The 13,525-nt window shown below is 62.6% G+C and carries 13 protein-coding genes; 5 read left to right on the top strand and 8 right to left on the bottom strand.

The annotated features are described in order from the left end of the window. The first annotated feature begins 84 nt into the window (after positions 1 to 84). From leuS to ACQKQA_RS17545, 5 genes are all read left to right on the top strand, one after another. Positions 85 to 2,691, top strand: a complete 2,607-nt coding sequence (gene leuS / locus ACQKQA_RS17565) for a leucine--tRNA ligase (protein ID WP_427560063.1) — start codon at positions 85 to 87, stop codon at positions 2,689 to 2,691. 89 nt (positions 2,692 to 2,780) lie between these two features. Continuing rightward, positions 2,781 to 3,386: an LPS assembly lipoprotein LptE gene (lptE, locus tag ACQKQA_RS17560; RefSeq protein ID WP_427560060.1), complete on the top strand. Its 606-nt coding sequence runs from the start codon at positions 2,781 to 2,783 to the stop codon at positions 3,384 to 3,386. A 39-nt stretch (positions 3,387 to 3,425) separates the two neighbouring features. Then, positions 3,426 to 4,463 (top strand): DNA polymerase III subunit delta, encoded by a 1,038-nt coding sequence (gene holA / locus ACQKQA_RS17555; protein WP_427560057.1) that lies wholly within the window; start codon positions 3,426 to 3,428, stop codon positions 4,461 to 4,463. 134 nt (positions 4,464 to 4,597) lie between these two features. Further along, positions 4,598 to 4,759, top strand: a complete 162-nt coding sequence (arfA, locus tag ACQKQA_RS17550) for an alternative ribosome rescue factor ArfA (RefSeq protein WP_007927093.1) — start codon at positions 4,598 to 4,600, stop codon at positions 4,757 to 4,759. A 61-nt stretch (positions 4,760 to 4,820) separates the two neighbouring features. Next, positions 4,821 to 6,143: a lytic murein transglycosylase gene (locus ACQKQA_RS17545; protein ID WP_427560054.1), complete on the top strand. Its 1,323-nt coding sequence runs from the start codon at positions 4,821 to 4,823 to the stop codon at positions 6,141 to 6,143. A gap of 74 nt (positions 6,144 to 6,217) precedes the next feature. Here ACQKQA_RS17545 and ACQKQA_RS17540 read toward each other — a convergent pair whose 3' ends face one another. From ACQKQA_RS17540 to rodA, 8 genes are all read right to left on the bottom strand, one after another. Next, a complete protein-coding gene (locus tag ACQKQA_RS17540) occupies positions 6,218 to 7,165 on the bottom strand; it encodes a S66 peptidase family protein (protein WP_427560051.1) in 948 nt (315 codons plus the stop codon). Positions 7,166 to 7,333: 168 nt separating this feature from the next. Beyond that, positions 7,334 to 8,356, bottom strand: a complete 1,023-nt coding sequence (gene lipA / locus ACQKQA_RS17535; protein WP_427560049.1) for a lipoyl synthase — start codon at positions 8,354 to 8,356, stop codon at positions 7,334 to 7,336. A 1-nt stretch (position 8,357) separates the two neighbouring features. Next, entirely contained in the window at positions 8,358 to 9,005 is a 648-nt protein-coding gene (lipB, locus tag ACQKQA_RS17530) for a lipoyl(octanoyl) transferase LipB (RefSeq protein ID WP_427560046.1), read from the bottom strand. Beyond that, a complete protein-coding gene (locus tag ACQKQA_RS17525; protein ID WP_427560043.1) occupies positions 9,005 to 9,280 on the bottom strand; it encodes a DUF493 domain-containing protein in 276 nt (91 codons plus the stop codon). Before ACQKQA_RS17525 ends, lipB begins: the two co-directional genes overlap by 1 nt. A gap of 80 nt (positions 9,281 to 9,360) precedes the next feature. After that, positions 9,361 to 10,518 (bottom strand): D-alanyl-D-alanine carboxypeptidase family protein, encoded by a 1,158-nt coding sequence (locus ACQKQA_RS17520; protein WP_427560040.1) that lies wholly within the window; start codon positions 10,516 to 10,518, stop codon positions 9,361 to 9,363. A gap of 183 nt (positions 10,519 to 10,701) precedes the next feature. Continuing rightward, a complete protein-coding gene (locus tag ACQKQA_RS17515; protein ID WP_427560037.1) occupies positions 10,702 to 11,703 on the bottom strand; it encodes a septal ring lytic transglycosylase RlpA family protein in 1,002 nt (333 codons plus the stop codon). Further along, entirely contained in the window at positions 11,703 to 12,716 is a 1,014-nt protein-coding gene (gene mltB / locus ACQKQA_RS17510) for a lytic murein transglycosylase B (protein WP_427560034.1), read from the bottom strand. The genes ACQKQA_RS17515 and mltB overlap by 1 nt, the downstream gene beginning before the upstream one ends. A 17-nt stretch (positions 12,717 to 12,733) precedes the next feature. Further along, the coding region (rodA, locus tag ACQKQA_RS17505) for a rod shape-determining protein RodA (protein ID WP_427560031.1) at positions 12,734 to 13,525 on the bottom strand (792 nt) is incomplete at its 5' end.

Raw genomic sequence — 13,525 nt, 5'->3', positions numbered from 1 at the left:
GCGAAAACGCCACATCTGGCGCCATCACCGCCCAACGTTGCATTGAAGAGGATTAGGCCACCCCTATTCAGTTCAAAAGTAGCCATGCACGAACACTATCAGCCCCGTGAGATCGAAGCCGCCGCCCAGTCGTTCTGGGATGAGCAAAAGTCCTTTGAAGTCAGCGAACAGCCAGGCAAGGAAACGTACTACTGCCTGTCGATGTTCCCTTACCCCAGCGGCAAGCTACACATGGGGCACGTGCGTAACTACACCATCGGCGACGTGATTTCCCGCTACCAGCGCATGCAAGGCAAGAACGTGCTGCAACCCATGGGTTGGGACGCCTTCGGCATGCCGGCGGAAAACGCCGCGATGAAGAACAACGTCGCACCGGCCAAGTGGACCTACGAAAACATCGCCTATATGAAGTCCCAGCTGCGCAGCCTGGGCCTGGCAGTGGACTGGTCCCGCGAAGTCACGACCTGCAAGCCGGACTACTACCGCTGGGAACAATGGCTGTTCACCCGCCTGTTCGAAAAAGGCGTGATCTACCGCAAGAACGGCACCGTGAACTGGGACCCGGTCGACCAGACCGTCCTGGCCAACGAGCAGGTGATCGACGGTCGCGGCTGGCGCTCCGGCGCGCTGATCGAAAAACGCGAAATCCCGATGTACTACTTCAAGATCACCGCCTACGCGGATGAACTGCTGGAGAGTCTCGACGAGCTGCCGGGCTGGCCTGAGCAGGTCAAGACCATGCAACGCAACTGGATCGGCAAATCCCGTGGCATGGAAGTGCAATTCCCCTACGACCTGGCCTCCATCGGCGAAGCGGGCGCACTGAAAGTCTTCACCACCCGTCCTGACACCCTGATGGGCGCGACCTATGTCGCCGTGGCCGCCGAGCACCCGCTGGCTACCCTGGCGGCGCAGAACGATCCAGCGCTGCAAGCCTTCATCGCCGAGTGCAAGGGCGGCAGCGTCGCCGAAGCCGACATCGCCACTCAAGAGAAGAAAGGCCTGCCGACCTCGCTGTTCGTCGAGCACCCGCTGACCGGCGAAAAGCTGCCGGTATGGGTCGCCAACTACGTGCTGATGCACTACGGCGATGGCGCGGTGATGGCTGTTCCGGCCCACGACGAGCGCGACTACGAGTTCGCCAGCAAGTACAACCTGCCGATCAAGAACGTGGTGCGCACCAGCGCCGGCGACAAAACGCCTGCGCCTTGGCAGGACGCCTACGGCGAGCACGGCGAACTGATCAACTCCGGTGAATTCGACGGCCTGGACTTCGCCGGCGCCTTCGACGCCATCGAAGTGGCCCTGCTGAAGAAGAACCTCGGCCAATCCCGCACCCAGTTCCGCCTGCGTGACTGGGGCATCAGCCGCCAGCGCTACTGGGGCTGCCCGATCCCGATCATCCACTGCGACAGCTGCGGCGATGTACCGGTACCGGAAGACCAGCTGCCCGTAGTACTGCCGGAAGACGTGGTGCCGGACGGCGCCGGCTCGCCTCTGGCGCGCATGCCCGAGTTCTACGAGTGCAACTGCCCGAAATGCGGCAAGCCTGCCAAGCGCGAAACCGACACCATGGACACCTTCGTCGAGTCCTCGTGGTACTACGCGCGCTACGCTTCGCCAAAATATGAAGGTGGCCTGGTCGACCCGGCCGCGGCCAACCACTGGCTGCCGGTGGACCAGTACATCGGCGGTATCGAACACGCGATCCTGCACCTGCTCTACGCCCGCTTCTTCCACAAGCTGATGCGCGACGAAGGCCTGGTCAACTCCAACGAGCCGTTCAAGAACCTGCTGACCCAGGGCATGGTGGTCGCCGAGACCTACTACCGCCGCGAAGCCAACGGTGCCTACACCTGGTACAACCCAGCCGACGTCGAGCTGGAGCGTGACAGCAAGGCCAAGATCGTTGGCGCCAAGCTGATCAGCGACGGCCTGCCGGTGGAAATCGGCGGTACCGAGAAAATGGCCAAGTCGAAGAACAACGGCGTCGACCCTCAGTCGATGATCGAACAATACGGCGCAGACACCTGCCGCCTGTTCATGATGTTCGCTTCGCCACCTGACATGAGCCTGGAATGGTCCGACTCCGGCGTCGAAGGCTCCCACCGCTTCCTCAAGCGCGTCTGGCGCCTGGCCCAGGCCCACGTGGCCCAGGGTCTGCCGGGCACACTGGACCTGACGGCACTGAACGACGAACAGAAAGTCATTCGTCGCGCCATCCACCTGGCGATCAAGCAAGCCAGCCAGGACGTCGGCCAGCACCATAAATTCAACACCGCCATCGCTCAGGTCATGACGCTGATGAACGTGCTGGAAAAAGCCCCGCAAGCCACCGCGCAGGATCGTGCCCTGCTGCAGGAAGGCCTGGAAACCGTGGCCCTGCTGCTGGCGCCGATCACTCCGCACATCAGCCACGAGCTGTGGAGCCGGCTGGGGCGCAGCGGCGCCATCATCGACGCCGGCTGGCCACAACTGGACGAGAACGCACTGGTACAGGACAGCCTGCAACTGGTGGTCCAGGTCAACGGCAAACTGCGTGGGCAGATCGAAATGCCGGCCAGCGCCAGCCGCGAAGAGGTCGAAGCCGCCGCTCGAACCAACGAGAACGTGCTGCGCTTCACCGAAGGCCTGACGATTCGCAAAGTGATCGTCGTGCCCGGCAAGCTGGTCAATATCGTCGCTAGCTAATTGGATCAGGCGCCAGCCCGGAGGCCGGCGCCGCATAAAACCTCCAGGGCCGCCCTGTCGGCCCACATGGTTTCAAGGGGAGCAACAAGATGATCAAACGCAATCTGCTGGTGATGGGCCTGGCTGTACTGCTGAGCGCCTGCGGTTTTCACCTGCGCGGCACCGGCACCACCGAACTGGCGATCAAGGAACTCGACCTGAACGCCCGTGATGCCTACGGCGATACCGTGACCCAACTGCGCCAGGTCCTGCAGAACAGCGGCGTCAAGGTCTACGCCGGCGCGCCCTACAAGCTGGTACTGACTCGCGAACAGGAATCCCAGCGCAGCCTCAGCTACGCCGGCGCCGGTCGTTCGGCCGAGTATGAAATGACCACCGCGCTGAACTACGAAATCCTGGGTCAGAACAACCTGAGCCTGCTCAGCGACAAGCTGCAAGTGCAGAAGGTCTACATCCACGACGGCAACAACCTGGTGGGCTCCGACCAGGAATCGCTGGAAGTGCGCAAGGAAATGCGTCGCGACCTCGTGCAGAACATGATGCTGCGCCTGCAACTGCTGACTCCAGCCCAGCTGGATAAACTGCAGCAGACCGCGAAAGCCCGCGCCAAAGCCGAGGCTGAAGCCCTGGAAGCCGCACAGAAGGCTGAGGCGGAAACACCGCAACAGTCGCCTATGCAGCTGCCGAACCAGTAAGCCTTGTGGGGCGCTCAAGCGCCCCGCTTGCCCCTTCTTATGAAACTCGCCCCCGCTCAACTCGGCAAACACCTGCAAGGTCCGCTCGCACCGGTCTACGTCATCAGTGGCGATGATCCGTTGCTGTGCCAGGAAGCCGCCGACGCCATTCGCACCGCAGCCCGCCAACAGGGCTTCGATGAACGCCAGGTCTTCAGCGCCGACGCCAATTTCGATTGGGGCACGCTGCTGCAGGCCGGCGCGAGCATGTCGCTGTTCGCCGAAAAGCGCCTGCTGGAGCTGCGCCTGCCTTCCGGCAAGCCCGGCGACAAAGGCGCCGCGGCCTTTATCGAATACTGTTCCCGGCCGGCCGAAGACACCCTGCTGCTGGTCAGCCTGCCCAAGCTCGACGGCAGTGCGCAAAAGACCAAATGGGGCAAGGCGCTGATCGAGGGCGAGCAGACCCAGTTCATCCAGATCTGGCCGGTGGATGCCAACCAACTGCCACAGTGGATTCGCCAGCGCCTGTCCCAGGCCGGACTTTCTGCCAGCCAGGACGCCGTGGAACTGATCGCGGCCAGGGTGGAAGGCAACCTGCTGGCCGCCGCCCAGGAAATCGAAAAGCTCAAGCTGATGGCCGAAGGCGGCCAGATCACGGTGGAGACCGTGCAGGCGGCTGTGGCCGACAGCGCTCGCTTCGACGTTTTCGGGCTGGTGGACGCCATCCTCAACGGCGAGGCGGCCCATGCCCTGCGCATGCTCGAAGGGTTGCGCGGCGAAGGTGTCGAGCCGCCCGTGATTCTCTGGGCGCTGGCCCGGGAGCTACGGGCGCTGGCCAACATGTCGCTGCAGTACAGCCAGGGCACGCCGCTGGACAAGGTGTTCAGCCAGGCCCGCCCGCCCGTCTGGGACAAACGCAAGCCGCTGATGAGCAAAGCCCTGCAGCGCTATTCGGCGCCGCGCTGGGCGCAACTGTTGCTCGATGCCCAGCGTATCGATGCGCAGATCAAGGGACAGGCCACCGGCTCGCCCTGGAGCAGCCTCAGTCGCCTGTCGCTGCTGATGGCTGGGCAACGCCTGCCCCTTCCCGCCGAGTAAACCCGGCGCCTCCCCACAGGAAATAGCGGGATACGCGAACGTTGCTGAAAAGCCCTACATATCACAGGGCTGGACAGCCGGGCAAAGCTGGCCGATCATCTGCGGCGCATCACCCACCTCAAGAGAGTATCCCCATGAGCAAGCCATCCAAGCATGGCCCCAACAAGGCCAAATCCATCATCGCCCAGCCACTGTTCCGCAGCCGTCAGGAACGACCCGCCAAGGGCAAAGGCAGCTACCGCCGCGAAGCCTTCCAGTCTAAAAGCTGGGAGGCTTCTTACTTTCTGGCCGCCTGAAGCGGAGAACCCCGCTGGCGTGATAAGGTCTGTACCTGATTCGTATTCTCTGGACCTGTGCATGCCCTTTTGTCTTTCCCGTCGTTGGCACCTGCGCCAACTGATCGCTGCCTCCAGCCTTGCCCTGCTCGTCGCCTGCGCGGAAAAACCCACCGCCGCCGATGCCCAGCCGCTCCCCAGTATTCAAGCCGCCCCTCTCGCCGCGCCTGCAACCGCCACTCCGCTGGCTGTCGACAACCTGGATATCCAGCCGACCCAGACCTTTGCCCAATGGCAGGCCGGATTCCGCATCGAAGCCCTGAACGCCGGGATCCGCGCCGATCTTTTCGACCGGGTGTTCGCCGGCATCACCCCGGACATGAGCGTGATCAAGGCCGACCGCAGCCAGCCTGAATTCGCCCGCCCCGTGTGGGAATACCTCGACGGCGCCCTGTCGCCGCTGCGCGTGCGCAAGGGCCAGGCACTGATCAATCAGTACGCCGACATCCTGCAGCAGATCGAACAGCGCTATGGCGTCGATCGCCAGGCCCTGGTGGCGGTCTGGGGCATGGAAAGCAATTTTGGTGAGTTCCAGGGCAATAAATCGGTGATCCGCTCCCTCGCGACCCTGGCCTACGAAGGCCGGCGCCCGGCCTTCGCCAACAGCCAGTTGCTGGCCGCCCTGCAGATTCTCCAGCACGGTGATATTCAACCCGAGAAGATGCTCGGTTCCTGGGCGGGTGCCATGGGCCAGACCCAGTTCATTCCGACCACCTACAACACCCACGCCGTGGATTTCGACGGCGATGGCCGCCGCGATATCTGGAACAGCCCGGCCGATGCCCTGGCCTCGACCGCGCACTATCTGCAAAGCTCTGGCTGGCAGAAAGGCCAACCGTGGGGCTTCGAGGTGCAGCTGGCGAACGGTTTCGACTACGCACTGGCTGACGGCGCGATCCGCAAACCGGTGGCCGAATGGCTGCGCCTGGGCATGAAGCTGCCCAACGGTGCCAGCGTTCCGCCCGGCTCCGAACAGCTTTCCGCGGCCTTGCTGCTGCCGGCGGGCTATCGCGGCCCGGCGTTCCTGATCCTCGACAACTTCCGCGCCGTTCTGAAGTACAACAACTCTTCGTCCTACGCCCTGGCAGTGAACCTGTTGTCGCAACGCTTCAACGGTTCGGGCCTGATCAACGGCCTCTGGCCGAAAGACGACATGCCCCTCAGCCGAACCGAACGTATCGAGTTGCAGAACCTGCTCAGCGCCAACAATTACGACGCCGGAAACCCGGACGGCATTATCGGCGCCAATACCCGCAAGGCGATTCGCAGCGCGCAGCAATCCCTGGGCTGGCCCGCCGACGGCTATCCGACCCACAAGCTGCTGGAGAGCCTGCGTTCCCGTTGAGGCCTATCTGAAAGGGGTGCTATCGCGAGCAAGCTCGCTCCAGGGGAGCGGGCTGCTCGCGATAGCCGGGTGAATCAGCCGAAGACCACATCCTGCTCGAGGATCAACCGCTGCTCCCCCGCGTCCAGCCTGACCATGGCCCCCAACGGCAGCGTCAGGTTCGGATCGCAATGCCCGCTGCGCCACCCGCTCAGCACCGGGATGCCCAGGGGCTCGAAGGTTTGCTTGAGCAGCCCGCCAAGCGCCTCGGGCTCGACGCCCGCCACATCCCCCACCAGCACGCCACGCAACCTGTCGAGCTTGCCCGCCAGGCGCAGGTGCGTGAGCAGACGGTCAATCCGGTACAACGGCTCGTTGATGTCTTCGATAAACAGAATGATGCCGTCGGCATCGATCTCGAACGGCGTACCCATGGTCGCGGCAATCAGCGACAGATTGCCTCCCAACAACTGGCCACAGCCAATGCCAGGCTCGATGGTGGCCAAGGGATAAGCCGCCGGATGTGCCAGCAGGCTGCCGGCCTTCAATTGCCCCCCAAGCAGGTTGAACAACGAGGACTCGGTCGGCGGCTGCTTGTCTCCCAGCAGGTCGGCATTGAGCATCGGCCCATGGAAGGTCACGAAGCCCGCATAACGATTGATGGCCAGGTGCAGCGCGGTGATGTCGCTATAACCGACAAACGGCTTGGCGTGGCGACGCAGCAGGTCGAAATCGATCCGGTCGAGCAGCCGTGGGCTGCCGTAACCACCGCGCAGGCAGAGGATCGCGTCGACCTCCTCATCGGCGAAGGCGGCATGCAGATCGTTCAGGCGGACCTCGTCGCTACCTGCCAGATAGCCATCCTTCTGTTCGACCCCAGGGTAGATCCGCAGCGAATAACCGCGCGCGCGCATCCACTGGATGGCTTTTTCCTGATCCAGGGCCGCGGGGCCGGCGGGGGCAATCAAGCCGATCAGCCCTTGCGCAGGCAGCGCCGGTACTGGCCGCTGGGCACAAGGGACATCAGTCGGGTGAAGGGTCATCCAATGGTTCTCCCTGGGTGGATTCTCTGATGCACAGTAGCCATGAACGCGGGTAAACAGAAGCGTTGAAACGCCACGGTGCTTGCGGGAAAGGTCTTTGCAGGAGGAGAGACGCGGGTGTAACGGCGGATGACGCCCGCAAGGCGAGGACCTTGCGGGCGCATTACATCAGGAAACCAGGCCTTCTTTGGCCAGCTTGGCCTGCTCGTCGGCGTGGTAGGAAGAACGTACCAGCGGGCCCGAAGCGACGTTCTTGAAGCCCATCTTGTAACCTTCCTCGGCGAACCAGGCGAAGGTGTCCGGGTGTACGAAACGCTGCACCGGCAAGTGGCTGCGGGACGGCTGCAGGTACTGGCCGAGGGTCAGCATGTCGATGTCGTGTTCGCGCATGCGCTTCATGACTTCGATGACTTCGTCGTCGGTCTCGCCCAGGCCCAGCATCAGGCCGGACTTGGTCGGTACGTGGGGCACCAGTTGCTTGAACTTCTGCAGCAGGGTCAGCGACCACTGGTAATCCGAACCCGGACGCGCGGCCTTGTACAGACGCGGCACGGTTTCCAGGTTGTGGTTGAACACATCCGGCGGCTCGGCAGCGGTGATTTCCAGCGCGACATCCATGCGGCCACGGTAGTCCGGGACCAGGGTTTCCAGCTGCACGTTCGGCGACAGCTTGCGGATTTCGCGGATGCAGTCGGCGAAGTGCTGGGCACCGCCGTCACGCAGGTCGTCGCGGTCGACCGAGGTGATCACCACGTACTTCAGGCGCAGGTCGGCGATGGCTACCGCCAGGTTCAGCGGCTCGTCGACATCCAGTGGCTTCGGACGACCATGGCCAACGTCGCAGAACGGGCAGCGACGGGTGCAGATGTCACCCATGATCATGAAGGTCGCGGTACCGCCGGAGAAGCACTCGCCCAGGTTCGGGCAGGATGCCTCTTCGCAGACGCTGTGCAGTTTGTGCTTGCGCAGCAATTGCTTGATCCGGTCGACTTCCGGGGAAACCGGAATACGCACGCGAATCCAGTCCGGTTTCTTCGGCAGTTCGGTGGTCGGAATGATCTTCACCGGGATACGCGCGACCTTCTCGGCACCGCGCAATTTAACGCCGGCTTCAACTTTCGCACGGGCCGGGCGCTCGGAAACATCCAGCGTCGGGATCAGGGTTTGCACAGCGTCTTGCGCAGTAGTCATATCAGTCGATTCCGCCCGTTAGGGTCGTCTGCTCAGCATAGTCGAGGTGTTTGACGAGCTGCGCGCGCAGCCGGGCACTTACCTCGGCAAATTCAATCGGTCCTGTGTGGTCGCTCAACTGGGTCATCGCCAGCCCGGCATAGCCACAGGGGTTAATCCGTAGAAACGGCTGCAGATCCATGTCCACGTTCAAGGCCAGGCCATGAAAGGAACAACCATGGCGGATCCGCAGGCCCAGGGAGGCGATTTTCGCGCCATCGACGTAGACACCGGGAGCATCCGGCTTGGCGGCCGCGGTCACGCCGTAACTGGCCAGCAACTCGACCAGGCATTGCTCCATCCGGCTGACCAGGTCACGCACGCCAAAACCCAGGCGACGAACATCCAGCAGCAGATAGGCCACCAGTTGGCCGGGGCCGTGATAAGTCACCTGACCACCCCGGTCGACCTGCACCACCGGGATATCCCCGGGCAGCAACAGGTGTTCGGCCTTGCCCGCCTGCCCCTGGGTAAAGACCGGCGGGTGCTGCACCAGCCAGACTTCATCGGGGGCGTCGGTGCCGCGTTCGTTGGTAAAGCGTTGCATGGCCTGCCAGACCGGCTCGTAGGCCATCTGGCCGAGCTCGCGAAAGCCCAGCGTTTGCGACATCACAACACCATGTGTACGAAGCCGGTGGCCCGCAATTCGCTGTTGATGTCGTACAGCTGCTCCTGGCCGGTGGCGAGGATGTGCAACTGGATGGTCGTGTACTTGCCGTTGGTGCTCTGGCGCTCGGCCAGGGTCTTGTGGTCAACGGTCGCGTGTTTTTCAAGGATCGCGATGATCTTGTCCTTGAAACCCACGCCGGTGTCGCCGATTACCTTAATCGGGTAATCCGCGCAGGGGAATTCGATCTTTGGCGCCTTTACTTCGGTGTCTGTCATGGCGTAACGGCCTCGTAAGCCGTGGCGACGGACGAGGCCCCCACTCTACTTCAGAGGGAGGGCCGCGCGGGTCGACAATATCAGTTGAACAAGCCGTAGAAGAATAGACGGATGCTATCCCACATGCGGCGGAAGATACCACCTTCGTCGACCGCGTCCAGAGCGATCAGATCGGCGCTGTGCACCACCTTGTCGTCCAGTTTCACTTCGACTTTACCGATCACGTCGCCCTTGGCGATAGGCGCGACCAGCTGTGGATTCATGGTCATGCTGGCAGCGAGTTTCTTCAGCTGGCCTTTTGGCATGGTCATGGTCAGGTCCTCAGCCAGACCGGCCTTGACCTGGGAGGTCGTGCCTTTCCAGACCGGGGCCTGAGCCAGCTCGGTGCCCTTCTGGTAGAAGGTCTGGGTTTCGAAGAAGCGGAAACCGTAGGTCAGCAGCTTCTGGGTCTCGGCCGCGCGAGCCTGCTCGCTGTTGGTGCCGAATACCACGGCGATCAGACGCATGCCATCACGAACGGCCGAAGACACCATGCAGTAGCCGGCTTCGTCGGTGTGACCGGTTTTCAGACCGTCGACGGTCTTGTCACGCCACAGCAACAGGTTGCGGTTGGGCTGCTTGATGCCGTTCCAGAAGAACTCTTTCTGCGAGTAGATCGCGTAGTGAGCCGGGTCTTCGTGAATGATCGCGCGAGCCAGTACCGCCATGTCGTGCGCCGACGAGTAGTGCTCGGGGTTCGGCAGGCCGGTCGGGTTCATGAAGTGGCTGTTGCTCATGCCCAGGTCGCCGGCGGTCTTGTTCATTATGTCGGCGAAGGCGTCTTCGCTGCCGGCGATATGCTCGGAAACCGCGACGCTGGCGTCGTTACCCGACTGAATGATGATGCCGTGCAGCAGGTCGCTGACGGTGACCTGCGAACCCACCTTGATGAACATCCGCGAACCGCCGGTACGCCAGGCGTTTTCGCTGACGGTCACCGGGTCGTTCTCGCCGATCTGGCCGCGACGGATTTCCAGGGTCGCGATATAGGCTGTCATCAGCTTGGTCAGGCTGGCTGGCGGCAGACGCTGGTCACCGTTGTTCTCCACCAGCACGTTACCGCTGCTGGCATCCATGAGCACATAGGACTTGGCGGCCAGCTGCGGCGGTGACGGCATCACTTCTACCGCCCAGGCGGCAGGCGTGATGATCAGCGGGACAAGCAGGCACAGGCGTTTGGCAAAGGTGGTGATGTTCATCCGTCTCTCGAAATTGCTAATGGAAACTTGTCCTTGCGGACAAAACTATTCAGACAGCCTTCTAAAGGGCTGTCGCGTGTTCAGTTGTTCACTCACTGACCCTTGCCGGGTTTTTGTTGTACGACGAGCCAACAACCTGGTTCCCCCCCAATGACCGCAGGCGAACCATGAATCAGTAGCCGCTTACTCGGCGGTTACCAGGCTCGGCTGCCCCAGATTGGCCAGCCGGACACTGTTCTGCACTTGCTGGATCTCACCCGGCGAGCCGATCGGCCCCAGGCGTACCCGGTGCAGGGTCTGTTGATTGCGCACGATCGAGCTGATGAACACCGGAGCGCTCACCATCCCGCTCAGCTTCGAGCGCAGGAGCTCGGCAGCGTCCGGGTTGGCGAAGGCGCCCACCTGCAGATACTGGCCAGAGGCTTGCGCAGAAGCGTTTTTTTTTGCATCCACCTGCACCGGCACCATGGCCGCGGCGTGCTGCTGCGGAGGCGGAGTCCACTGCTCGACGGTTCCGGCGGACGCCGTCATCACCGGCGCAGCCTTGGGTTCGTTGAGCATCAACGGCGCCGGCCGGCCACGCTGGGCCCACCACTCCTGCGGGTCGATGCCTTCGACCTTGACCCGGGCGGTGCCGATCTCGGCGTAACCGAGCTTCTTGGCCGCAGCGTAGGACAAATCGATGATCCGGTCCGAATAGAACGGCCCACGGTCGTTGACCCGCAAGATCACGCTCTTGTTGTTGTCCAGGTTGGTCACCCGGACATAACTCGGCAGCGGCAGGGTCTTGTGCGCGGCACTCATGCCGTACAGGTCATACACCTCGCCATTGGCGGTGTTCTGCCCGTGGAACTTGGTGCCGTACCAGGACGCCGTGCCCGAAGCGACGTAGCGCTTGGATTCGGCCATCGGGAAATAGGTCTTGCCCAGCACCGTATAAGGGTTGGCCTTGTACGGGCCGGTGTGCAGGGTCGGCGTGGCGTCGGGGATGCGCGATACATCGACATCCCACCAGGGCGCGCCGTCTTTGTGGGCGCGGTTGATGTCCAGGCCTGGCGTCGAACGTACGACCGAAGGGCCGCCTTTCTGCTTCGGCGCCTGGGTCGACGAACAACTGGCCACCAGCAAGGACAATGCGGCAAGCGCCACCAGCTTCAGGGGTTTGCGGTTTGGCGATGCCAGCATTACTTGACGCCCCGTGCTTGGACCAGCTGTTCAGAGAGCTGATGTACGGCCATGGCGTACATCACGCTGCGGTTATAACGCGTGATCGCGTAGAAATTCTTCAGGCCCATCCAGTATTCGGGGCCATTGTCGCCTTCCAGGCGAAAAGCCGTGACCGGCATATCGTCGCGCAGCGCATCATGACTCGACCACCCCAGCGCCCGCAACTCCCCGACGGTTTTCGTCGGCTCGATACCGCTGGTCAGGCCTTCGTCGACCCGATCGCCGCGCACGTCGGCCCGGCTGACCACCGGCTGCCCGGCCTCCCAGCCGTGACGCTTGAAATAGCTGGCGACGCTGCCGATGGCATCGTCCGGATTGTTCCAGATATTGATGTGGCCATCGCCGTCGAAATCCACAGCATAGGCGCGAAAACTGCTCGGCATGAACTGCGGCAGCCCCATGGCACCGGCGTAGGAACCCTTCAGGGTCAGCGGATCGACCTGTTCCTCGCGAGCCAGCAGCAGGAACTCGCGCAATTCCTTGCGGAAGAACTCGGCACGCGGCGGGTAATCGAAGCCCAGGGTCGACAGCGCGTCGATCACCCGGTAGTTGCCGGTATTACGGCCAAAGAAGGTCTCGACGCCAATGATCGACACGATCACCTGGGCCGGCACGCCGTATTCCTGCTCGGCACGGGCCAGTACCGCCTCGTGCTGGCGCCAGAAGTCCACGCCCCGGGCGATACGGGCGTCGGTGATGAACATCGGCCGGTACTCTTTCCACTGTTTGACCCGCTCGGCAGGCCGGGAAATGGCGTCGAGGATCGACTGCTTGCGCTCGGCCTCGCGGAACACACCCATCAACTGTTCGCCCGCAAAACCGTAGTCACGGGTCATTTCGCCCACGAATTCGGCCACTTGGGGCGAGCCCTCGTATTCGCCGCCGGCCAGCGCTTCCTGCGCCGCGCCAAGGATGCCTACCAGACCGACCCACGGTGCGTACCGAGCGGTCCAGCCACGCATTGCTTGCATTGAATTCTTCACCTTATTCAAACCTGTGCGATCCACTTGCGATGGGTATGGATCGACATCAAAACCCCAAACGCTGACAGCAGCGTCACCAGCGAAGTTCCTCCGTAGCTAATGAACGGCAACGGCACCCCCACGACCGGCAACAGGCCACTGACCATACCGATGTTGACGAAAACGTAAACAAAAAACGTCATGGTCAGGGCGCCGGCGAGCAACTTGCCGAACAGCGTCTGCGCCTGGGCGGTAATCACCAGACCCCGACCGATCAACAGCAGGTAGATCAGCAGCAAGGCGCAAATGCCCACCAGGCCGAACTCCTCGCCCATGACCGCGATAATAAAGTCGGTGTGGCTCTCGGGCAAAAAGTCCAGGTGGGACTGGGTGCCCAGCAACCAGCCCTTGCCGAAGACGCCGCCGGAACCGATGGCCGCCTTGGACTGGATGATGTTCCAGCCAGTGCCCAGCGGATCGCTTTCCGGGTCGAGGAAGGTCAGGATCCGCTGCTTCTGGTAGTCGTGCATGATGAAGAACCACATGGCGATCGCCACCGGCACCGCAGCGGCCAGCACGCTGAGGATCCAGCGCCAACGCAGGCCGCCCATGAACAGCACGAAGGCGCCACCGGCAAGAATCAGCAGCGAGGTGCCGAGGTCCGGCTGGCGCACGATCAGGATGAACGGAATACCGATCAGGACCAGGCTGATGCCCACATGCTTGAGCTGCGGCGGCAAGGTGCGCTTGGCCAGGTACCAGGCGATGGTCGCCGGCATGATGATCTTCATGAACTCCGAGGGCTGGAAGCGGATCAC

Origin of the sequence: Pseudomonas sp. NPDC089530, assembly GCF_050280705.1 — a bacterium.
GTDB lineage: Bacteria > Pseudomonadota > Gammaproteobacteria > Pseudomonadales > Pseudomonadaceae > Aquipseudomonas.
The sequence above is the reverse complement of the archived record's forward strand: the minus strand, read 5'-3'. Positions and strand labels throughout refer to the sequence as shown.